General features: G+C 33.6%; 21 protein-coding genes and 1 pseudogene. 16 read left to right on the plus strand and 6 right to left on the minus strand.

Features of this window, described 5'->3' with window-relative positions; all coding sequences use genetic code 11:
- Positions 1-276, minus strand: a 276-nt coding sequence (locus L866_RS0105320) for a hypothetical protein (RefSeq protein WP_025729870.1), incomplete at its 3' end; no start/stop codon positions are given.
- Positions 277-363: 87 nt separating this feature from the next.
- Positions 364-1,353 carry a peptidylprolyl isomerase gene (locus tag L866_RS08595; protein WP_025729872.1) on the minus strand — a complete coding sequence of 330 codons (990 nt, stop codon included), beginning with the start codon at positions 1,351-1,353 and terminating at the stop codon, positions 364-366.
- Positions 1,354-1,599: 246 nt separating this feature from the next.
- Here L866_RS08595 and galE point away from each other — a divergent pair, with 246 nt between their 5' ends.
- The 4 genes from galE to L866_RS0105345 all read left to right on the plus strand — a co-directional run bounded on the left by galE (position 1,600) and on the right by L866_RS0105345 (position 5,073).
- Positions 1,600-2,616: a UDP-glucose 4-epimerase GalE gene (galE, locus tag L866_RS0105330; protein WP_025729874.1), complete on the plus strand. Its 1,017-nt coding sequence runs from the start codon at positions 1,600-1,602 to the stop codon at positions 2,614-2,616.
- 15 nt (positions 2,617-2,631) lie between these two features.
- Positions 2,632-3,438, plus strand: coding sequence for a type I methionyl aminopeptidase (gene map, locus L866_RS0105335; protein ID WP_025729876.1), 807 nt, complete (start codon positions 2,632-2,634; stop codon positions 3,436-3,438).
- 243 nt (positions 3,439-3,681) lie between these two features.
- Complete coding sequence (locus L866_RS0105340) at positions 3,682-4,710, plus strand: Gfo/Idh/MocA family protein (protein ID WP_035446236.1); 1,029 nt, start codon at positions 3,682-3,684, stop codon at positions 4,708-4,710.
- 3 nt (positions 4,711-4,713) lie between these two features.
- Positions 4,714-5,073, plus strand: a complete 360-nt coding sequence (locus L866_RS0105345; RefSeq protein ID WP_025729880.1) for a hypothetical protein — start codon at positions 4,714-4,716, stop codon at positions 5,071-5,073.
- Here L866_RS0105345 and L866_RS0105350 read toward each other — a convergent pair.
- A complete protein-coding gene (locus tag L866_RS0105350; protein ID WP_025729882.1) occupies positions 5,053-6,306 on the minus strand; it encodes a hydroxymethylglutaryl-CoA reductase, degradative in 1,254 nt (417 codons plus the stop codon). The genes L866_RS0105345 and L866_RS0105350 overlap by 21 nt on opposite strands.
- A 201-nt stretch (positions 6,307-6,507) precedes the next feature.
- Here L866_RS0105350 and L866_RS0105355 point away from each other — a divergent pair, with 201 nt between their 5' ends.
- Complete coding sequence (locus L866_RS0105355) at positions 6,508-7,524, plus strand: YdcF family protein (RefSeq protein ID WP_025729884.1); 1,017 nt, start codon at positions 6,508-6,510, stop codon at positions 7,522-7,524.
- Between the two features lie 128 nt (positions 7,525-7,652).
- Here L866_RS0105355 and L866_RS09870 read toward each other — a convergent pair whose 3' ends face one another.
- Together L866_RS09870 and L866_RS09875 are read right to left on the minus strand one after the other, a co-directional pair.
- Positions 7,653-8,708 (minus strand): ABC-F family ATP-binding cassette domain-containing protein, encoded by a 1,056-nt coding sequence (locus tag L866_RS09870; RefSeq protein ID WP_425387356.1) that lies wholly within the window; start codon positions 8,706-8,708, stop codon positions 7,653-7,655.
- A gap of 33 nt (positions 8,709-8,741) precedes the next feature.
- Positions 8,742-9,281, minus strand: a pseudogene (locus L866_RS09875) (ATP-binding cassette domain-containing protein); the annotation flags it as partial.
- Between the two features lie 572 nt (positions 9,282-9,853).
- On the opposite strand from L866_RS09875, the gene ileS reads away from it, so the two are divergent.
- From ileS to L866_RS0105415, 11 genes are all read left to right on the plus strand, one after another.
- Positions 9,854-12,646, plus strand: coding sequence for an isoleucine--tRNA ligase (ileS, locus tag L866_RS0105365; RefSeq protein WP_025729888.1), 2,793 nt, complete (start codon positions 9,854-9,856; stop codon positions 12,644-12,646).
- Positions 12,647-12,911: 265 nt separating this feature from the next.
- Entirely contained in the window at positions 12,912-14,411 is a 1,500-nt protein-coding gene (locus tag L866_RS09065; RefSeq protein ID WP_025729890.1) for an LCP family glycopolymer transferase, read from the plus strand.
- 32 nt (positions 14,412-14,443) lie between these two features.
- Positions 14,444-15,556 carry an LCP family glycopolymer transferase gene (locus L866_RS08605; protein WP_025729892.1) on the plus strand — a complete coding sequence of 371 codons (1,113 nt, stop codon included), beginning with the start codon at positions 14,444-14,446 and terminating at the stop codon, positions 15,554-15,556.
- A 16-nt stretch (positions 15,557-15,572) separates the two neighbouring features.
- Positions 15,573-16,127 (plus strand): dTDP-4-dehydrorhamnose 3,5-epimerase, encoded by a 555-nt coding sequence (gene rfbC / locus L866_RS0105380; RefSeq protein WP_025729894.1) that lies wholly within the window; start codon positions 15,573-15,575, stop codon positions 16,125-16,127.
- A 34-nt stretch (positions 16,128-16,161) separates the two neighbouring features.
- Positions 16,162-17,169 carry a dTDP-glucose 4,6-dehydratase gene (rfbB, locus tag L866_RS0105385; protein WP_025729896.1) on the plus strand — a complete coding sequence of 336 codons (1,008 nt, stop codon included), beginning with the start codon at positions 16,162-16,164 and terminating at the stop codon, positions 17,167-17,169.
- Positions 17,166-17,993 carry a dTDP-4-dehydrorhamnose reductase gene (rfbD, locus tag L866_RS0105390; protein WP_025729897.1) on the plus strand — a complete coding sequence of 276 codons (828 nt, stop codon included), beginning with the start codon at positions 17,166-17,168 and terminating at the stop codon, positions 17,991-17,993. The genes rfbB and rfbD overlap by 4 nt, the downstream gene beginning before the upstream one ends.
- A 37-nt stretch (positions 17,994-18,030) precedes the next feature.
- Positions 18,031-19,212, plus strand: a complete 1,182-nt coding sequence (locus L866_RS0105395; protein WP_025729898.1) for a glycosyltransferase family protein — start codon at positions 18,031-18,033, stop codon at positions 19,210-19,212.
- The gene (locus L866_RS0105400; RefSeq protein ID WP_025729899.1) at positions 19,205-20,629 is read left to right on the plus strand and encodes a lipopolysaccharide biosynthesis protein; all 1,425 of its coding nucleotides are present in this window, start codon (positions 19,205-19,207) and stop codon (positions 20,627-20,629) included. The genes L866_RS0105395 and L866_RS0105400 overlap by 8 nt, the downstream gene beginning before the upstream one ends.
- Positions 20,616-21,530 carry a glycosyltransferase family 2 protein gene (locus L866_RS0105405; protein ID WP_025729900.1) on the plus strand — a complete coding sequence of 305 codons (915 nt, stop codon included), beginning with the start codon at positions 20,616-20,618 and terminating at the stop codon, positions 21,528-21,530. Before L866_RS0105400 ends, L866_RS0105405 begins: the two co-directional genes overlap by 14 nt.
- Positions 21,523-22,587 (plus strand): EpsG family protein, encoded by a 1,065-nt coding sequence (locus L866_RS0105410; RefSeq protein ID WP_025729901.1) that lies wholly within the window; start codon positions 21,523-21,525, stop codon positions 22,585-22,587. The genes L866_RS0105405 and L866_RS0105410 overlap by 8 nt, the downstream gene beginning before the upstream one ends.
- Before the next feature lie 16 nt (positions 22,588-22,603).
- Positions 22,604-23,656 (plus strand): glycosyltransferase family 2 protein, encoded by a 1,053-nt coding sequence (locus tag L866_RS0105415; protein WP_025729903.1) that lies wholly within the window; start codon positions 22,604-22,606, stop codon positions 23,654-23,656.
- Between the two features lie 172 nt (positions 23,657-23,828).
- Here L866_RS0105415 and L866_RS09290 read toward each other — a convergent pair.
- Positions 23,829-24,114 (minus strand): IS256 family transposase (locus L866_RS09290; RefSeq protein WP_025729905.1); only part of this gene is annotated, 286 nt, incomplete at its 5' end.

The raw sequence follows: 24,114 nt of genomic DNA on the forward strand, positions 1-24,114 counted from the left end.
ATATTTTGTAGCGAGCTCTAAATAAGAGGCTTCATTGCTCAAACATTCCTCAATAATTTTCTTTTTAAACTGCTCAGAATAATTGTTATTGCTACCTTTCGATATTAAAGCCGAAGGCCCATGTATTCTATACTTATTAAGGTACTTTCGAAAGTTTTTATTATTTAATTTTAAGCCATAATTTTCCTGTAGTTCTGCATAGGATATTCCACTGATTAAATAGAGATCAATAAAATACATTAACTCATTAGCTGAATAACGTTTATTTTTACGCATGAAAAACTCCCCCTAAAATAGTTTTACTTTTTCAAGTGTCTACTTTAGGGGGAGCATATCAAATGGTTTGAGTCTTTTTAATATTAATTATTTTTTATCTTTACTGTCTTCTTTTTTATCTTTTGAAGGTTCAGCTTGTTGTCCTTGTCCTTGTAATTTCTTTTGTTGCTCTTCGATATCTTTTTGTTGCTCTTCAGCTGTTTTGAAGTAATCCATTACATTAGATAAATCTTTATCTTTTACTTCAACTTTTTCATCTTTAATTAATTGAGCAATAATATCTTGACGGAAGTTTGAATCTTTAATTTTTTGGTCAATATATTCTTTTTTAATTTCTTCTTTAGCTTTATCAAATGCTTCTTTTTTAGCGCCTTTGATTAATTTAATAATATGGAAACCGTATTGTGATTTAACCGGTGTTTGAGTTACTTCGCCTTCTTTTTCTAAAGCATAAGCTGCTGCTTCAAAGGCTGGGTCCATTTCACCTTTACCAAATGGTTGTAATTTTCCACCATTTTGAGCACTACCACTATCTAAAGAATGTTTTTTAGCTAATTCTGCAAAATCAGCACCTTCATTAATTTGTTTAATTAATTCTTTAGCTTCGTCTTCATTTTGAACTAAAATATGGTCAGCTTCGATTTTTGGTGTCCATTTTTCGTAAAAAGCTTTTAATTCTTTGTCTGAAGTATCAATTTTTGATTCAATATATTTATCCATCATTTTGGCAACATATAGAGAATCTTTATACATTTGAACATTTGATAAACCTGAACGTTTTAATGCAACTTCAAAAACTTTTTCATCGCCACCATATTGTGCAACTTGACTAGCAACTTGAGCAGTTACTTCATCTTTGATTTCTTTAGTATTTTTTACATTTGGTTCTAAAGCTTTTTCAAGAATTAAGTATTGTAAAGAATCAACTCCAGCATCAGCTTTCATTTTTTTGTAAAGTTGTTCAGAAGTAATTTTACCTTCTTTTGTTGTTGCGACAGTATCGCCACTTTCGTTTGAACATCCTACAAGTAATGTAGCTGTCAGTAAGGCTGCTCCTGTTAATATCTTTTTATTCATTATTTCACTTCCTAATCGTGTTTTCGTCTGTTTGATAGACGTCTATATTAAGATAACATAAGGAAGCTAATTAGTCATTGATTTATTCGTAAATATAAAAAAAGATTAATAATTTAGAAAAATTTTACATAATTATATCGAGGAACTTTCCATTGATTTTTTTTATAAATAAAGTTTGTTATAATGTGGTGGGAGATAAGAGATGAATCGATTAAATATAAAGGAATAAAAGGAGATATAAATATAATGAGAGTTTTAGTAACAGGTGGTGCAGGATATATTGGAAGTCACACTGTATTAGCTTTAATAGAGCATCAGCATGATGTTATTATTTTGGATAATTTTTCAAACAGTCATCCACTAGTTATCAATCGTTTAAATGAATTATCCGGGCAAACAATGAAGGTGTATACAGGTGATTTATTAGATAAAAGTTTCTTGAATAATGTTTTTGAACAAGAGACAATTGATGCAGTGATTCATTTTGCTGGTTTTAAATCAGTAGGTGAATCGGTAGCAGAACCTTTAAAATACTATGAGAATAACATAACGGGAACGCTAAATCTGTTAGAAGTCATGAAAGCCTATCAAATAAAAAATCTAGTATTTAGTTCTTCAGCGACAGTTTATGGAGCAAATAATCCTTTACCTTTTAAAGAGCCAATGCCAACTAGTGCTACTAATCCTTATGGCTATACAAAAGTGATGATTGAGCAAATATTAAATGATCTAGCAGTTAGTGATTCAACGTGGTCAATTACCAATCTGCGTTATTTTAATCCAATTGGTGCGCACAAGTCTGGACGTATTGGTGAACTGCCAAGTGGTATACCTAATAATTTGATGCCGTATATTACACAAGTTGCGGTTGGAATAAGAAGCCATTTATCAGTGTTTGGTAATGATTTTGACACAATTGATGGAACGGGTGTGAGAGATTATATTCATGTATTAGATCTTGCACGTGGGCATGTATTGGCGCTTAAAAAGAACCAAGAAGAAAGAGGGGCTAAAGTATATAACTTAGGCACAGGCCATGGTATTTCAGTTCTTCAATTAATTCAAGCGTTTGAACAAGAGAATCATGTAAAAATTCCATACGAAGTAGTTGAACGTCGAGCAGGAGATATTGGGGAAGTCTATGCAGATGGAACTAAAGCGAAAGAAGAACTTGGATTTCAAACGGAACAAACAATTTCTGATATGGTAAGAGATTCTTGGAATTGGCAAAAAAATAACCCAAATGGTTATACACAGGATTAAGGAAAGAGGGAAAATATGATTACAATTAAATCAAAACGAGAAATAGAAGCAATGGATCGTTCAGGTGATTTATTAGCTTCAGTACATGTTAAATTACGTGACTTTATTAAACCGGGTATTACAACTGCAGCAGTCGATAAATATGTGCAAAGCTTAATAGAATCTGCGGGTGGTTCAGCACCGCAAATAGGCTATGAAGGTTATAAATATGCAACATGTACGAGTGTAAATGAAGAAATTTGTCATGGCTTTCCAACAGAATATGTATTAAAAAAAGGTGATTTAGTTAAGGTAGACTTCTGCGTTGAATTAGAAGGAGCTATGTCAGACTCTTGTTGGAGCTATATTGTTGGTGGCGAAGGAACAGAGGAAGTTGAAAAATTGTACGAAGTGACTAAAAAAGCTATGTATTTAGGAATTGAGCAGGCTAAAGTAGGTAATCGTATTGGAGATATTGGACATGCGATTCAAACTTATGCTGAGGGACTTGGATATGGTGTAGTTCGCGAGTTTGTGGGACACGGTATTGGGCCTACAATTCATGAAGAGCCAGCGATTCCACATTACGGACAGCCTGGAAAAGGTGCACGTTTAAAAGAAGGCATGCTAATTACAATTGAGCCAATGATTAATGTAGGGGATTGGCCATCAAAAATGACTGCAAATGGGTGGACTGCAGTGACCGCAGATGGTAGTTTGAGCTGTCAATTTGAACATACATTAGCGATTACAAAAGAAGGGCCAAGAATTTTGACATTGCAACCGGATCATGTTGAAGAGTTAAAAGCTTACGATATCCCTATCCCTTCAACAGAAAAATAAATCGTTTGAATTAGCGAGACATATGAAAGTGTGCATTACTAAAATAAGTAATGTGCACTTTTTTTATAAATTTTAATGTATATAACAGTTATATGCTTGTAATATAAGTGTAAAACAGTTACCCTTGTTTGATTTGAAAAAAAACATTAGAATAGATAAGTAATTATTAAAAAGTAGTTAAATGATACAAATTTACATACAAAATAGAAAAGTTAGTAGTCGCTGAAAGGAATTTGAAAACAAATGAACGAACAAAAACGAGTGTTTCAATTAGGTGTAATCGGAACAAGCAAAATTACAAAACAGTTAGTTGAAACCATTCAAATGGTTCCAGAATTATCTTTGCATAGTGTATATAGTCGTAAGATTGAAAGAGCCGAATCATTTGGTCGACCATATCAAGCGAAAAAGTTTTATGACAATTTAGATCGATTTTTAGCTGATGAAACAATGGATGCGGTGTATATTGCTTCACCTAATGTCTTACATTATGAACAAGCGAAACAGGCATTACGTGCAGGAAAACACGTCTTACTTGAAAAACCAGCAAGTGAGCATGCTAAGCAATTTAAAGAATTAATTCAAATAGCCCAAGAACAGCAAGTATATTTGATGGAAGCGGCACGTCATTTATATGAGCCGAATTTTTTATTAATGAAAGAAAAAATCCAATCATTACCTTCAATAAATGGTGGTTTTTTGGCATTTGGCAAGTATTCGAGTCAAGCTGACAATTATTTTGCTGGGAAAGAACCTAATGTATTTACACGTAAAATGGCCGGTGGTGCCTTAATGGATTTAGGTGTGTATTTAGTTCACGCTGCGGTTGCATGGTTTGGATTACCACAAAGTGTTCATTATATTCCACAAATTGGTCCAAACGGTGTGGATGAACAAGGTGTGGGAGTTTTACGCTATGAATCATTCGATCTAACCGTTTATACGAGTAAAGTGACTAATGTGAATTTGCCTAACGAAATCTATAGTGGAAAACTTACATTATCATGTCAACATATTGCGGGAATAGATGAAGTAATCTTACATACAGAATTAGGAGAACAAAAATTAGCCACACAAGCGATTGAATATCCAATGTTGCCTGAAGTTGAGCATTTCGCTCAATTGATACAGGGCAAAGTAGACAAAAGTGCATATCATAGCATGTTACAACATTCTTTTGATGTATTAACAGTTATGGATAGTATGCGACATCAAGTGGATTTATATTTCCCAAGTGAAGAAAAAACAACGGATAGAGAAGGTGCAGAGTAAAGGATGCAAGCACTAATTGAACAAATTGCCGAGTACTTCCCAGCAGATTGGACGACCGAATCCTTGTTTATCGGATATTCTGAATCTAACCAGCAAGAATATGCAATGATAAAGTATGAAAATGGTGTTTATCTTTTTCCAATAAAAAAAGAGGCAAAAAAAGAGTCGATTTGGACGGTATCATCCATTCGACTCATTGATTTGGAGCAAGTCTCTGCTCATTTGGAAACAGGGTTATTAAAGAATACATTAACTTTTAAAAATCAGGATAACCAGGATATTGTAGAACGTTTATTTTTTAAAAATACAGTAAAACCTTATGTTAAAAAACAACGCGAACGTTTAAGAACGTATTTCTCTTAATAATTTTTCAGCAACGGCTTGATTAACAAGTCGTTGTTTTTTTAATGCTTCCACTAAAAGAGGTACTTCCTCTCCATTAGCACCAACGTGGGCAGCTAAACTTTTGTATTGTAATGCCATGTGACCAGATTGGATGCCGGTAGTTACTAAAGCGCGTAATGCTGATAAGTTTTGTGCTAAACCGAGTGATGCAATGTAACCGGATAAAGTTTGAGCATCAGGCGAGTGTATGATGTGTTTGACAATTTGTGCCATTGGATGAATAGAACTTGTTCCCCCGACGGTTCCAATGGGAAGTGGAATTTTGATGATACCGTCTAATGTTTGTGTGGCTTCATTAACCGTCCATTGTGATAATCCACGATATTGTCCGTTTTGACAAGCATAGGAATGAGCAGCGGCTTCAACCGCACGCCAATCATTACCCGTTGCAATGACTAAACTATCGATACCATTCATAATGCCTTTATTATGAGTTGCAGCGCGTATAGGGTCAACTTGTGCATAATGACTCAGTTGCGCAATTCGTTGAGCGACTGCTTGACCATCGTAGGAAGCTGTCGCTAATTGATCAAATGATACGGAACAAGTCACTTGACTTAGTAGGCCTTCTGCAGCGTTTGATAAAATCGCAACAAGTGGTTCTTGATTGAATTTTGAAGTTAAATATTGACTTAAATGCTCTAAAGCTGTATTCATCAAATTAGCCCCCATGGCTTCTTTTGTATCAAATTGCACGTAGAGTGTTAAGTATTCATTGTCGATAACATTCCACCAACAAGCAGTAGCTCCACCACCACGTTTAACCATGCTAGGGATGGCATGATTTAATATGTTTAGCAATTCGTTTGCTTGAGGCAAGTGATGATGAATTCGCTGAAGTAACTCTGTAGCGTTTGCAAAAGTAATATGGCCAAGCATTAATCGTGATGTTTTTGTTTTAAAACCACCAGAATGTTTGATTCGTTTCGCACCGTTACTTGCAGCTGCTACGACAGAAGGTTCTTCAACCGCGAGTGGCAAGTCAACAGAAACTCCGTCAATCAAAAAATGAGTTGCTAAACCTAAGGGTAATCCATAAACACCGATAACATTTTCAATCATTGTGTCAGCAATATTACTTGGCAAGCAATCCCCTTCTTTTAGGAGAGTTGCAAATTCTTGAGAAATACGTTGTTCATGAAGTAATTGATCAATACGTTCTTCGAATGATAATTTATAAAATGGTTTCATTAGTCTCCTCCAATGAATAAACTTGATGGAAATAAATCTTTTAATAACAGTTTAACATAATTAAATGTATAATGAAGATACGATAAAATAGTTGATGAGATAAAAAAGAGTTAACCTCTTTCAAAGGATTAACGTGAGAACAAATTGCCAAAGTAACGGATTATTTGTATAATCTGAAATAGAAATAGAGGAGGGGTCTCATTGTTCGGTCTATTACTAGTTAGTGAATTGTTATTATGCTTAATTGCTTTTAGTTTGTATTTGATTGATCGACGACAAGTATTGATTGGTTATTTTTTAACTGCTGCAATAGTCGTCTTGTTACTCAGTGGATTCGTTTATTTGAAATTATCATTTGAATTGATTTTGCGCATTTTTATTTTATTTAATTTTTTAAGTTTGTTTTCAATTGCATTTGCTGTAATTAGTTATAAAATAAAAGAATTCAAGCAAGAAAAAGTTTCTGCAAAGCAATGGATAATGAAACAACCACTTTATATTCAATTGGTGTTTGTAATGGCAATATGTTTAATATTGTTCTTAGTGACCTATAATACACCGTTGCGAACACTATCGTTTTTCATTTGGTTTAATCGTGTAGGAAGTTTTTTCATTTTATATTTTGGTCATTTAGTTTTGAGTTACTTCATTATGCAAACAGTTTTGATGAAGTCTAAAATCCCACCTAATCCGGAGTATATCTTGATTTTAGGCAAGTATTTAGAAGATGGACAGATTGATCGTATTTTAGTGAGCCGCTTAAGAAAAGCGTTCGAGTTATTTAATTATTTAAAAAAGGAAGTCGTTCTAATTATGTCGGGTGGTCCAACTAATCCATCATTAAATTATTCAGAAGCACGTGTAATGGCAAAATATATTCACGCACAAGGCGTACCCGCTCCAAAAATTTTGTTAGAAGAGAAAAGTATTGATACGAAAACAAATATGGTTTTCACTGAACGACTATTGAAATATCGTGATCGTGAAGAACAAGGAGTCTTTATAACGAGTGATTATCATTTAATGCGCGCATCAGTTTACGCTAAGCAAGCCGGGTTAAATGCGGTTGGTGTGGGCGTATCGACATATTATATTGATGATTTAGAGGAATATTTAAAAAATCATTTGTTTGAAATGACTACGATGTTATATGTGTATCGATGGATACATTTAGCAATTGTAGGAGTAATTATTGTGGGGTCACTTGTATTAATTTAACAAATTTCTTTATATAAAAAGACGAATCATTTCGTTCCAATGAAAGTAGTTGGATTGAAATGATTCGTCTTTAATTGTTTATATAGGCTGTTTATCGATGTATTAGTATGAATATATTATTTTAAAACTTATTCGTATAATGCTTCAATACGAGGTTGTAATGATTCATCTTTAACGTATTCATCATAAGTAGAATCGATTCGATCTAAATATCCTTTTGGCCCAATTTCAATAATGCGATTAGCTATTGTATTAATAAATTGGAAGTCATGAGATGTAAATAGAATAATTCCGCGATAAGCAATTAACCCATCATTAAGAGCAGTAATTGATTCTAAGTCTAAATGGTTAGTAGGATCATCCATAATTAAGACATTGGTTTTCTCCAGCATCATTTTAGCTAAATAACAACGTACTTTCTCACCACCAGATAATACGCCAACTTTTTTCATAACGTCTTCACCGGAGAATAGCATACGACCTAAAAACTGACGTAAGAATGTATTATCTTGTTCAGCTGGTTCAGCAAACTGACGTAACCAGTCTAAAATCGTCATATCTTTTTGTGGAAATTCTCGGTTTAAATCTTTTGGGAAATAGCTAACAGAAGTTGTTACCCCCCATTTATATGTGCCAGATGTCGGTTCAAGTTGACCACCAATTGTTTCAAATAGGGCACTAACTGCTAAGTCAGCACGACTTAAGAAACAAACTTTATCTTCACGGCCAAGTTGTAAAGTTAAATCAGTGAATAATGTTTCGCCTTCAACGGATTGTTGTGATAATTTTTCGACCATTAAAACATCATTACCAACTTCACGTTCAGGTTTGAACCCAACAAATGGGTAACGGCGTGAAGAAGGTTGAATGTCGTCTAAAGTAATTTTATCGAGTAATTTTTTACGACTAGTTGCTTGTTTTGATTTTGATGCGTTGGCGCTAAAACGAGCGATAAAAGTTTGTAATTCTTTAATTTTTTCTTCTTTTTTAGCTGTTTGGTCTGCTTGTAGTTTTGCCGCTAATTGGCTCGATTGTAACCAAAAATCGTAGTTACCTACATATAATTGAATCTTTCCAAAGTCCACATCACACATATGTGTACACACATTATTTAAGAAATGACGGTCATGGCTGACTACAATAACGGTATTTGGAAAATCAATTAAGAAGTCCTCTAACCACATAATGCTATGAGCGTCTAAACCGTTTGTTGGCTCGTCTAAGAGTAAAACATCAGGATTGCCAAAGAGTGCTTGCGCAAGTAAAACTTTCACTTTATCGTTTTCAACTAATTCACTCATCACTTGATAGTGCTTATCTTTTTCGATACCTAAACCTTCAAGTAAAACGGCAGCTTTTGATTCGGCTTCCCAACCATCAAGTTCGGCAAAACGAGCTTCTAATTCAGCTGCTTTAATGCCATCTTCTTCTGAAAATTCTTCTTTCATATAAATAGCGTCTTTTTCTTTTTGAATATCGTATAATTCTTTATGCCCCATAATAACGGTATCCATGACACTGTATGAATCAAAAGCATAATGGTTTTGCTCTAATACGGCTAAGCGTTCGTTAGCATCTAATGAAACGGAGCCAGTTGAAGGTTCTAACTCTCCAGATAATACACGTAAGAAAGTGGATTTACCAGCACCGTTAGCTCCAATAACACCATAGCAATTGTCAGGTGCAAAGCCTAAGTTTACATCTTTAAATAAAGTACGATCGGAAAATTGAACCGATACATTTGATACGTTTAACATGACATCCTCCTATAAGTAATGATGAATATGAATCATCATTCGTAGTTTCGTTAGTTCTATCTTAGCATATAACGACATAATCACATATCAATTTATTCATTTAATCATTTATTGCCCATAAATAACACTGTATCAATGACTAACTAAAAAAGAAATTTTGTGGATGACAATAAGGGAAGACTTTGACATTAGTGAAGTAAATTTGTATAATATATTAAAATTGTATGAAAATATAAACAAACATCAGACAAAAGGCTTGTCAAAAATAATATCTGTATAGAGAGTTAGCGGTTGGTGCAAGCTAATCAGAATATTTATGACTGATCCCCTTTATTTCTATACTTCTGAAAGATCCTTATCTTCTGATAGGACAAAGATCAATTAGGGAGTGTCGTATGAGCGCGTTAAGCTTTGAGAGGAATTAATTCCAATAAAAGTTTTTTTAAAATCGGAATTAATTTGAATTTGGGTGGTATCACGAAGTAGCTCGTCCCTTTGTAGGACGGGCTTTTTTTGTTGCAAAAGTCAAAAGATATAAATAAAACGAATGGAATAAAAAAGGAGAGAATACGATGAAATTAAAAGAAACATTACAGCTTGGAAAAACAAAATTTCCGATGCGCGGTAATTTACCTGTGAAAGAAGTTGAACGTCAACAATTATGGGAAGAGAAAGACATTTACCATGAGCGTTTGAAATTAAACGAAGGTAATGAATCATTCATGTTACATGATGGGCCTCCTTATGCGAATGGAGCAATCCATATGGGGCATGCGTTGAATAAGATTACAAAAGATTTTGTTGTACGCAGTAAATTAATGCAAGGTTATTATGCGCCGTATGTTCCTGGTTGGGACACACACGGGTTACCAATTGAACAAGCTTTAAAAAATAATAAAGGAATTGACCGTAAAAAAATGTCTACGGCAGAGTTTAGAGAACTTTGTGCGGCGTATGCACAAGAGCAGATTGATGATCAACGTCGTACATTTAAACGTTTAGGTGTTCAAGGAGATTGGGAGCAACCTTATGTAACTTTAGATCATCGTTATGAAGCAGAACAAATTCGTGTGTTTGGAAAAATGGCTGAAAAAGGTTATATCTATCGTGGATTAAAGCCGATTTATTGGTCTCCTTCAAGTGAATCATCATTAGCAGAAGCAGAAATTGAATATCATGATGTAGATAGTTCGTCAATATATGTTAGTTTTGATGTGTTAGAGGGTAAAGATATTATTCCAGCTGGCGCACAATTTATTATTTGGACAACAACTCCTTGGACGTTACCAGCAAACTTAGCAATTGCTGTTCATCCGGAATTAAGTTATGTTTTAGTTGAGGTGAACCATTCTCAATACGTTGTCGCAGAAGACTTATTAGCAGGCTTAGTTGATAAGTTCAATTGGGAAAATGTTCAAGTGGTTAAGACAATTAAAGGAAGCGATTTAGAACATTTGACGGCTAAACATCCATTCTATGATCGCGAATCGCTAGTAATTTTAGGTGAACATGTTACGACTGAATCTGGTACAGGGTTAGTTCATACGGCGCCTGGACATGGTGCAGATGACTATATCGTAGCGCGTCGCTATCATATCGAACCATTATCACCAGTGGACCATGAAGGTAAATTTACAGATGAAGCACCAGGATTTGAAGGTATGTTTTATGCAGACGGCAATAAGAAAGTGCTAGAAATTTTAAAAGAAAATGAGCACTTAATAAAAGAAGAGATAATTACACATAGTTATCCGCATGATTGGCGAACAAAACAACCTGTTATTTTTAGAGCGACACCACAATGGTTTGCTTCAATTGACGCATTCCGTGAAGATATTTTAAAAACAATTGAAGAAGAGGTTGAATGGTTGCATCCATCAGGACAACGTCGTATCTATAACATGGTACGTGACCGTGGTGACTGGGTTATTTCTAGACAACGTGTATGGGGTGTTCCTTTACCAATTTTCTACGGAGAAAATGGCGAAGCTATTATGACTGCTGAAACCATTGAGCATGTGGCAAAATTATTTGAAGAGCACGGTTCAAATATTTGGTTTGATTGGGAAACAGAAGCCTTATTACCTGAAGGATTTACACATGAATTTAGTCCAAATGGATCATTTACACGTGAAATGGACATTATGGATGTATGGTTTGACTCAGGTACGAGCTATGCGGGTGTATTACAAACACGTCCGGACTTGTCTTTCCCTGCAGATCTATACTTAGAAGGAAGCGATCAATATCGTGGTTGGTTTAACTCAAGTTTAACGACAAGTGTTGCAGTTAATGGTAAAGCACCATATAAAGCGGTATTAAGTCAAGGCTTTGTAAATGATGGCGAAGGTCGTAAGATGAGTAAGTCATTAGGCAATGTGATTTCGCCAGATAAAGAAATGTCACAACGTGGAGCAGATATTATTCGTTTATGGGTTGCTCAAGTAGATGCGTCTGCAGATGTTCGAGTAAGTCCAGATATTTTAAATCAAATATCAGAAGGATACCGTAAAATTCGGAATACCATGCGCTTTATGTTAGCAAATACTGCAGATTATAACGTTAATACGGATCGAGTATCTTATGAAGATTTACGTTCAGTGGATCAATATATCACAGTTCGCCTAAACCAAGTGATTGAAACAGTGGTTGATGCATATAACCGTTATGATTATGGAACGGTCTATAAAACAATTATGCTGTTCTTAAATAATGATATGTCAAGTTTCTATTTAGATTTTGCAAAAGACATCTTATATATAGAAACTGAAAATGATCTAAAACGTCGCGCGATGCAAACCGTTATGTATGATAGTTTAGTGGCATTAACTAAGCTACTAACACCAATTTTAGTACATACATGTGAAGAAGTTTGGACTTACTTAGATGAAGAAGAAGAGTTTGTTCAATTAGCGAACTTCCCAACAGCACAACATTTTGAAAGTGAAGAAGCATTGTTGGAAACATGGAATCAATTAATGGTATTACGTCAAGATATTTCTAAAGCTTTAGAAGAAGCACGTAATAATAAATTAATTGGTAAATCATTTGAAGCGCACGTAACAGTATATCCAAATGAAGAAGCACGTCGTATTTATAAACAAGTTAATGTACCAATTGATCAAATTTTAATTGTGTCAGCTTTTGATATGGCGGAAGGGCAAGCACCTGAATCAGCAATGCCATTTGAACAACAACATGTACTCGTAGAACATGCAGAAGGAAATGTATGCGAACGTTGCCGTGCAACACGCAAAGAAGTCGGTACAATCGAAGAGGCACCGCACTTGTGTCAACGTTGTTACACTATTGTGAAGGAAAACTTCCCAGAAGCACTTGTACCTGAAACAGACGAAGAAGAATAAAATTAAAAGAATTGAAACGAGTGGAGATTGTAGTCTTCGCTCGTTTTTGATTGAGCTAAATTCGAAGAAAAATCAGAGGAGTTTGCAACGGGAAAGAATAAAATAAAAAGTTTAAATAGTATTAAATCTTTGTAAATAGGATACTTTTTTTTAGAAAGATATGAGATAATGAAACATGAATATATACTGAGGAAAAGTATACGAAAAAATGAATGATATTTAATTTAAGAATGATTGTACGTATTGAAACAAGTAGGAGGACACGATGAGCGATAAGGAATCACATTTACCGAAACGATCAAGTCGACAAGGGCGACGAAATCGTAAATTAGCACAAGAGAAACTGACAACGAAAAACATGAAAGCCACACAGGTCACAGAGAAAGTGACGAATCAGCGGGAGGAACGTATGAATAAACGTACAGCAAGTAAGAATCGTCCGGTCAAAAAGCGTAGAAGACCAGGGTGCGTCATTGCTCTTGTCATGTTTTTATTATTGGTAGTCGGAGGCAGTGTGTTTGGTTATAATGCATATAAAAATTATAAAAAAGTGCATAATAATTTTGAAGTAACAAAAGTGAGAACTGAAAAATTAGACGTAAAGAATAGTGAGCCGTTTTCAGTTTTAATTTTAGGCGTTGATAATGGAATTGGTGGGCGTTCTCTAGAAGATGGTGGGCGCAGTGATACAATGATTGTTGCAACAGTTAATCCTCAAAAAGGAAAAACTACACTGGTTTCCATTCCGCGAGACAGTTATGTGGATATTGTAGGGCATAACACAAGCGATAAAATTAATCATGCCTATGCATTCGGTGGTTCGCAAATGTCTATTGAAACTGTGCAAAAAATGTTGAATATCCCTATAGATTATTATGTTGAGATGAATATGAAAGGTCTTTCTGATATTATTGATGCCCTTGGTGGAGTGGATGTGACTAGCCCGTTTACCTTTGAATATGACGGAGCAGAATTCACCAAAGGACAGACACGTCATTTAAAAGGATGGGAAGCACTTGCTTTTTCAAGAATGCGTAAAGAAGATCCAAAAGGTGATTTTGGCCGTCAAGAAAGACAACGTTTAGTTATTGAAGCGATTACTAAAAAAGCTTTGAACATTAGTAGTGTGGTAAAAATAAACGAATTACTTAATGTTTTAGGAGAAAATTTTCGAACGAATCTAAATGTAAAAGATATGCTGCATATTCAAAAAAATTATCAAAATGCAGCAAAATCGTTCCAAACAATCAGTATGGCTGGTCGTGAAATGTGGATGGATGAGATTTTTTATTTCTACATTGAACCAGATGAGCTTTTAAAAATAAGCAATATTATACGTGGCGAATTAGAACTACCAAAAATCAAGTTAAAAGATTTAGATGTAGTCGATGTTAATAAGAAGAACATTGGAGAACAAGCTGATGAAACAAAGCAAAATATTTATGATAAATCTCAAGAAAAACATGAAAATAAAGTACAACAATATATTCCACCGCGGCCAAAAGTGCCATCTAATAATCAATTAAATAATGGGAATGTAAATCAACCAGGATTAAACGAAACGACGCCAAACACAGGAAATGATGATACAACAATACCAGAGGAATCATTAGAAGATAGTTCCCCACCGGTAAGTCCGACACCATCTGAAGATGTGCCAAGTAATCCTAATCCACCTGTAGAGGAGCGGCCAAGTCAACCGACTCAACCAACTTCTCCACCCGAGAATACAACCACTCCGAATGAATCAGGAGTAAATGGATAGGAAAAGATAGATAGAAGAGGAGAGACGACTTAATGAGTCAAGAAAATTATAATCAAGGCCGATCAGCACGTAGAAAACGTGAAAAAAAAAGAAAACGACGGACTGTTCGATTAATTTTTTTAGCAATGTTAGCTATTTCGGGAGTTATTATATTAAAAGTCTTTGGGGATATAGGGACAGCGTATAATTCTGTTTTCTCTCCCATCCAAACTGAAGATTTAAGGAAGCAGTCAGCTACTATTAAGTCTAGTCAACCTATCTCTATCTTATTAATGGGACTAGACAATGGATATGGCGATGTTCGAAGTAATGATGAACCAGCAAGAAGTGACACGATGATGTTATTAACGCTTAATCCTCAAACGAATGAATCAAAGTTATTAAGTTTACCACGTGATATTTATACAGAAATTGTTGGGCACAATACTTTTGAAAAATTAAACCATGCGCACGCTTATGGTGGGCCGGAAATGACCATTAATACGATTCAACAATTAATTAATGTTCCCATTGATTATTATGTATCTGTTAATATGGATGGATTAAAGCAATTAGTTGATGCGGTCGGTGGAATTGATATAGTGAGTCCACTCACTTTTACATTTGATGATATTCCATTTATTGCTGGTGAAGAAGTTCGTTTAGACGGCGAACGAGCACTGGCGTTTAGTCGGATGCGTTATGAAGATCCTAAGGGTGATTTAGGAAGGCAAGAACGGCAACAAATTGTAGTAGAAGCCATATTGGAAAAAGCAACACGTTTAGATATTTTAACGCATTACAATGATGTTTTAGACACGTTAAAAGATAATGTACGTACTAATTTGCGGTTAAATGATTTAATTACATTGCAATCGAAATATATGGCAGCCGCTAAAAACATTGAAAGTGTTCACGTTTATGTACATGCGATGAATGTCGATCAGTTGGATTATTTATTTGTTTCTAAACCCGAACTACTAAAAGTCAGTAATGCTTTACGGAATAACCTCAGTTTGGATCAATTAACATTAGATGATATTAAGTCTATTTATGCACCGGGGCTAAGTGATTATTATAATGATCCAAATGCTGATGAAACAAATGATCAAGGATATTTTGAATATGAAAGTAGTAAAGATGGAACGTTATATCCAATAAATTAATATTAGAGGGAATAAAATGAAAGTAATTAATACAAAATTTAAAGATGCAAAATTGATTGAAATGCCCGTGTTTGGAGATGAACGCGGGTTTTTCACCGAAACGTATTCGAAACAAGTTTTTGAGGCTGCCGGATTGAATTATCATTTTGTTCAAGATAACCATAGCCGTTCAGTGCCGGCTCACGTTTTACGTGGACTACACTTCCAAAAACCACCGTATAGTCAAACTAAGTTACTACGTGTAACTAAGGGAGCTATTTATGATGTAATTGTTGATTTAAGGCAACACTCTGACACATATGGGCAATGGGAAGGTTATATTTTAACAAGTGAAAATAAAAGACAGCTTCTTGTACCTAAGGGATTTGCCCATGGGTTTATAACCTTAGTTGAAGATACGGAAGTACAATATAAAGTAGATGAATTTTATCATCCAGAATCAGATAGTGGTATTCATTACAATAGTCCGTCATTATCAATTGATTGGCCGGTTGATTTAGAGAGAGTCATTGTTTCTAGGAAAGATCAACAACATGCTAACTTTGATAAGAACATAAAGTATTTTGAGTAGTCTATGATAGTACAAAATAGTAAGGAGAAAATTAATGAATGTATTAGTAACGGGTGGCGCAGGGTTCATAGGAAGTAATTTTATACAGTATTACTTATCTCAACATCCAGAAGATGTAGTTGTTAATTTAGATGCTTTAACTTATGCAGGAAACATCAATAATTTAAAAGATATTGAACATTTATCAAATTATCATTTTGTAAAAGGATCAATTACGGATGATACTTTAGTTAATCAACTATTTGCTCAATACCAATTTGAATATGTTGTAAATTTTGCGGCGGAATCACACGTGGACCGTTCAATTGTTAATCCTCACTTATTTGTTGAAACAAACGTTTTGGGGACAAGTACTTTATTAAATGCTGCTTTAAAACATCGTGCAACTTTAAAGAAATATTTGCAAATATCGACTGATGAAGTGTATGGTTCATTAGGCCAAACAGGATTTTTTACAGAGAATACACCATTGGATCCAAGAAGCCCATATTCAGCAAGTAAAGCTGGAGCGGATATGCTTGTCAAGGCGTATTATGAAACATTTGATTTACCAGTTAATATTACACGTTGTTCTAACAATTATGGACCGTATCACTTTCCAGAGAAATTAATACCCTTTTTAATTTCAAGAGTAGTTGATGGATTAACCTTGCCAATATATGGGGATGGTGAAAATATTAGAGATTGGTTGCATGTTCTTGATCATTGTCGAGCAATTGATTTAGTGTTGCAGCAAGGGGAAATTGGTGAAGTGTATAATGTAGGTGGTCATAATGAACGAACAAACAATCAAATAGCTCATAAGATTATTGACCTAATGGATTATCATCCATCTAAAATTGAATATGTCCAAGACCGTTTAGGACATGATCGACGTTATGCCATTGACCCAACTAAATTGGAGACCGAATTAGGTTTTAAACCGTTATATACATTCGACCAGGGGATAAAAGAAACCGTTGAATGGTATTTAAACAATGAAGATTGGTGGAGACCTTTACAAGAACGCGCGCAATTGAAACGAGTTGAAGAAAATAAATGAAAACATTAATTATTGGAAAAGATGGTCAATTAGGAATGGAACTTGCTAATTATTTGACTGATCAAGCAATTCCGTTTGAAGCCACAGACCTAACCACACTCGATATAACGGATGGACAAGCCGTAGCAACTAAGATAAGGGCAATTAGTCCTGAAGTGATCTATTTATGCGCGGCTTACACAGCAGTTGATCGAGCAGAAAATGAAGGTAAAGAACTGAATTGGCAAGTGAATGTAGAAGGTACTAAAAATGTTGGGAAAATTGCTGAAGAGTTAAATGCCACATTAGTTTTTTTAAGCACAGATTATGTATTTAATTGGTCTTCTGAACAACCAATTCCCACTGAAGCTGCATATGATCCGTTAAATGAATATGGTCGGGCTAAACAATATGCTGAAGAATGGCTGACTCAACATGTTCGTCGTCATTATATTATTCGGACCAGTTGGGTTTTTGGTCAATATGGTCATAACTTTATGAAGACTATGCAAAAATTAGCGCAGTCGCATCATCATTTAACCGTAGTTAATGATCAATTTGGCCGCCCAACATGGACGAAAACATTAGTAGAATTTATGTATTATTTAGTAAATATGAATAGTACTTATGGAATTTATCATCTAAGTAATCAAGGAATGTGTTCTTGGTATGAATTTGCATCATATATTTTAAAAGATACGAATGTAACAGTAGAACCAGTATCATCGGATGCGTATCCTCAACAAGCAAAGCGACCAACATATTCTGTTTTAGATTTGAGTAAAACATTAGCAATCGGTTTTAAACCAATCGATTGGAAAGAGGCAGTAGACTTTTTAAGATAGTAAAACGTTCACATATAATTAAGAAAGGAGGGGTTTTGTGCGAGCGGTTTTAATCAGCTGTTTTAATTATTATGATAATCGCTTAAAATTAGTTGATCGTTATTTAAGTGATCAAGGATATGAAGTGACCTATATAACGGCAGATTATGATACAGTAAGAAGAAAAAAATTTATATCTGATGTGTCACAGGCTATTCAAATTCCAGTTATCCCTTACCGGAAAAATTTATCGTTCGAGCGAATATGGTCGCATATCCGTTTTGCGAAAGATGTCGAGAAAAAACTTGAAGAAATAGAACCGCAGCTTATTTTTTGTATGTTACCTCCTAATGCTTTAGGAAGAGAAGTGATTCGTTATAAAAAGAAACATCCAAAAGTTCGCGTTATTTTTGACATATATGATATGTGGCCAGAATCCTTTCCTATTCAAAATTTAAAAAAATGGCTATCAATACCTTTCTATATATGGCGTGATTTGAGAGAAAATGCTTTGAAGTATGCGGATGGCTTCACATATGAATGTAAACTGTATCGTGAAATGATTGGTGATCAAGCATTGACGCTTAGACCTCATGCACCATTTTATTTAGCGCAACAGCCCGTGCCGTCTATTCCATTTCAACATACAACGGATCAAATCATACGGTTCTTATATTTAGGATCCATTAATAACGTAGTAGATTTAAATTTAATGATTCAATTTTTAGAAACTGTTCAAAGTAAAAGAGCTGTTCATTTGGATATTATTGGTGGAGGAGAAAATCAAGATATATTTATCAAAACACTCCAAGAGAAGAATATACCACATACTTTCCATGGAATGATTTTTGATAATGATAGTAAACAAGCAATTATTAAACAAGTTCACTATGGTCTAAATGTATTTAAAGAACAGTTGACAGTTGGTTTAACAATGAAATCAGTGGATTATTTTAAATTTAGCTTACCTATTATTAATACAATCGGTGGCGATACGAAAGAGTGGTTAGAGGAGTTTGAATTAGGTTATCAACTCGAACGGCAATATATTAATCGCACAGTTGATCAAGTAATACAAACTTCACCAGAACAATGGCAGACAATGAGTCAGTCAGCGAAACGGTTATTTGACACTCACTTTTCAACCGAAGTAGTTCAAAACCATATTAATCATTTTTTAAGTCGTGTGATATTCCCTGCTTTTAATAATGAGACTGAAAGAGGGGAAGATGATGAATAATAAAGGACAAATATTTTTAAAACATTTTTCATACAATACTTTATCAACATTAGTTGCTATGCTTATTCAAGTGCTAACGATACTAGTAGTAGCTAAACAAATCGAGACGGAAACATTTGGGTATTGGCAACTTTATATTTTTTATGCAAGTTATATTGGACTATTTCACTTTGGCTGGTGTGATGGTCTTTATTTGAATTTTGGTGGATTTAAATTAAAAGACTTACCAAGAAAATGGATCAAAAATAATTTTATTAAATATACAATAGTTGAAACGAGTTTAAGTTTCTTTTTTTTCGCGAGTAGTTTCTTTTATTTAGAGGGACCATTAAAATTAGTCGGAATAAGCTATGCAATTACACTTTTTTTAACCAATATACGTAATTATTTATTTAGTATGATGCAAGCGACCAATCAAATGGATTTGTTTGCTCAAACTAATTTAATCGATCGATTAGTATATTTAGTATTTATTATCGGTCTTCTAACGACTCATCATACACAATTAATTTGGTTATTATCAGTTGATATGATCGCACGTTTTATTAGTTTAATGTATGCCATATATCAAACGCGACAAAAATTAAGTCGAATTAGTGAAGTAGTTAATGAGACAGTTGCTCCACAGGGGCGTGTTATTTTAAAAAGTGGGTTGCAACTACTGTTTTCAAATTTGGCAGGAGGCTTACTCATTGGAATTGTCCGATTAATGATTAAGTCTGGATATAATATTGAGACATTTGGAATTGTTTCTCTTGTGATCTCCGTATCTAATCTGGTTATTTTCTTTATTAACGGTGTTAGTGTAGTTGTATTTCCTTTTTTAAAGACATTAAAAACTTCTGACTTAGCAGACATTTATGTGCCTTTAAAAAGGATATTTACATTGTTGACCGCTTTGTTATTAGTGGGATATTTTCCTTTGTATGGAATCATTTATATATGGTTGCCTAATTATCGAATAGCATTACCTATTTTAAATGTATTGTATCCATTGTTTTTGTTTGAAGGACAGTTATCCCTTTTAGCCACAAGTTATTTGAAAGCATATCGTGAAGAGAAGGGGCTGTTTATGGTTAATACAGCGATGCTGTTCGTTGTTTCACTAGTAAGTTATGTCAGTGTCTTTTTCTTCCATTCGTTGTCATTAACATTTGGAACACTATTGATGGTGTATATGTTGCGGTTATGGTTATGCGAATATTTACTAAAAAATCATTTAACGACTAATCCGTTTCGAGTAAATGGCTGGCAAACAATGATGCTAATGGTATATCTTTTAATGTCCGTGGTACCAAATAAATGGTTAGGATTACTAGGCTATATATTTTTGCTAGGGCTAAGTTTGCCCTATTTAAAAAGAGAAATGCAACAAACATGGCAACGATTAAAGGAGGTATCTCATGAAGCAGTCTGAAACAGTCGTTATTTTAGTGACATATCACCCTACTCAAAGAACAGAACAATTAATTCGATCGATGAGTGAAGCAAATGAAGAAATTATTATTGTAGATAATGGTTCTGGATCGAATGATGTGTTAAATCAAATAAATGCACAACAAGTTACTTTGATTCGTTTAAAAGAAAATAAGGGATTAGCGTATGCACAAAATGAAGGAATTAAGGAAGCAAAAAAACAAGGTAAAAAAGGACTATTCTTTTTTGATCAAGATTCTGAAATAGATCAAAATTTTTTCAATCAAATGGTCGATGAATACAATCGTTTATTAAAAGATTATAATATCGGTATTCTTGCACCCAATTTGTACGATCGTAATTTAAAAGAGTACGGACGTTATGCAAAACTTACTCCGACAGGATATGAAACGGTCCATACGATTCAAGAGGCAACACGGGTAGATTTTGTTGTTTCAAGTGCGAGTTTTATGCCTATGGATGTTTTCTTAGATGAAGAAGGCAGATTACAGCGATACGTGGATGAATTTTTTATAGATCAAGTCGATACTGAGTGGAGTTTAAGATTAAAGCGAAAAGGCAAAGATATTGTGGTGACCCCTCGTGTTATTTTCAAGCATACGATTGGAGAACGAACAGAACATCATTTATTGCATTTGACAGTTCGTCCTAATCATCATGGACCACTGCGTAAATTTTATATTGTCAGAAATGGATTAAAGTGTGTGGAATGGTATGGTAAAGAATTTCCTGGATTTAAAAAATTAATGTATCATCGTCTTATCCATGATTTACTAGGCGTTATATTTTATGAAGATAATAAATGGATAAAATTAAAGGCAATGTGGGCAGGCTTTATTAATAGTAATAAAGATATAAGAGAGTGGTGCTCAAATGAATAAGTATAAAGAGCGCATTAATAAAAGCATTGCTATAATCTGTAGTTTACTCATGTGGGGACTAATGAGTTTTAATCGAATGAATCCAGATTGGAATAACTATAATAACATTTACTTAGATAGAGATGATTTTAATCGTCGAATTAATGAACTAGGTTTTTTTTGGGTTACAAGAATAGGCAGAGTAATTAATTTAGAATATTCTATATTCTTTACTATCGTGACTACATTATGCTTATTTTCATTAGTATTGCTGGCATTTAAATTAACAACTAAGCCCATGTTACCTTTATTATTTTATAGTATCTTTCCGTTTATGTTAGATATTGTACAATTCAGAAATTTTATATCAATGACAATTATTTCATGGGCATTATATTGTTTATTTAATCGAAAAAAAGATATTAGCTATGATCTTCTTTCGTTAAGTTTGATTTTAATTGCGGGAACGATACATAACACAGCATTTGTATATGTAATATTTTGGTTCTTGGCTCATCTAAAAGAAGTTTATGTAGCGATACTTAGTTTGACAGGATTTATAACCGTTACTTTTTTCTTAAAAACATTCGATTTTAATGGGTTTTTAAATCATCCCATCCTTAGTCGGTATTATTATTTAGTTAAAGGAACCATATCATTAACGGGTCAAATATTTTTTGTGTTTAATGCCATATTAATGTTATTGTTAGTATATTGGATAACAAAAGCTATAGAAAAATCCACACTTTCAAATAATTCGACAAATCATTGCTATTTTGAATCGGATTTAAGGAAATTTGCTTGGATACACATTGCATTATTGCCATTGTTTTTTATGAGTGTAGATTTTTATCGGATTATAAGAAACATTCTATTTTTATTTTATATATTATTCTCATATTACTTATCGTATAATTGGGGAAAAATAAAGTATGAATCGGAAAAATGGCTGATATCAAGTGGGATATTTGCCTTTATAGCTTGTAATGCTTATGTACTATTATGGTATAGTAATTATGAAAATGTAATTCGAGTTATATTTGATGAAAATAAGTTATTGAACTGGATTTTTAAATGAAAGAAGGTGAATAAGGATGAATTTAAAAAAACAGCCGTTATTTAGTGTCATTATTCCTGCGTTTAATGTAGATCATATTCTGGAGAATACACTTGAAAGTATTTATAGTCAAACTTTTACAGAGTTTGAGGTTATTGTTATAAATGATGAATCGTCAGATGATACGGAAAAAATATTATTAGAATTTTCACGCAAACATTCGAATTTTATATATCAAACTGTATCTAATGGTGGTCCAGGAAAAGCGAGAAATAAGGGAATTGAATTAGCAACAGGAAAATATTTATTGTTTTTTGATGCGGATGATGCGATACCAAAACATACCTTGATGACTTATTATAATCTTATGAAAACAGAAGATGTCGATTTAATTGTTTCAGGATATGAATTAAATGTGGTATCCAATAATCAGGTGTTGTCAAGTAGAAAAGTATCTCATAGAAAACAGTTATATTTAACCAAAAAATCTTTCATATCTGATTTATATACGTTAATGGAGCAACAACTTATGTATGTTGTATGGAATAAAGTTTATAAACGAGATATTATTGTTGAAAATGAAATCAAGTTTCCAAATTTTAAAAGTTCGGAAGATCGACTGTTTAATTTATCTTATTTTCACCATGTAAATAAAGTATTAGTGACTGAAGAGATACTATATTATTATTCTTTTGATGGAGTTAATAGCTTGACGAATCGTTTTATTGAAAATAAATTTGATACATTTGTACATTTTTATAATTCAGTTTTAGATTTAACTGGTAATATAGATATTGAAGGATATAGTGCACTATTTTTGAAAGGTGTTTTATCTAGTATTGTACCGATTTATAGTAAAGACTGTCGTTTTAGCTACAGTGAAAAAAAAGAATATATAAAAAAAGTAATTACACATAGAAGTGTTGTTGAAGCAAATAACGTAGCTAAGACGGATACATTGATGAGAAAAATTTCAAAAGTCTTGTTTAAAATACAGTCAGTACATTTGATGTTAGTAGCAACAAGTATAATATATATAATTAGTGTCAAATTTCCGAGAGCATTAGAAGATTTAAAAAGGTTGTTTTAGGCTCAATTTGAATAAAAAAAGTTGTTGGCATATTCATGTTTGAATATGCCAACAACTTTTTAATTTTATAAGCGATTAAATTATTAAAAGAATATTTATAAACAGAGATAAAATTATTCAGTCAAGTCCATAATCTTGTGTAAAAGTTTCTAGTACAATGTTCTATACTCTCTTACTGGTTAAACTTGATATACTTTCTTTTAGAACTGATCCATTCGTCATGCGTGTCCATCAGGACAGCACCAATTAAACGATTGGCTGACACACGATTGGGGAAAATACGAATAATCTTTTCTCTTCGGCGTACTTCTTGGTTCAATCGTTCAAGAAGATTAGTACTTTTTAAACGATTGTGACTCTTATCCATTACTGTGTATTGGAAGGCATCTTCGAAGCCATTATCTAAAGTCTCACAGGCTTTTGCATAGTTCCTTTGATTGATATAGTTAGTAATCAGT

Source organism: Atopobacter phocae ATCC BAA-285, from assembly GCF_000526675.1.
Taxonomy (GTDB): domain Bacteria; phylum Bacillota; class Bacilli; order Lactobacillales; family Aerococcaceae; genus Atopobacter; species Atopobacter phocae.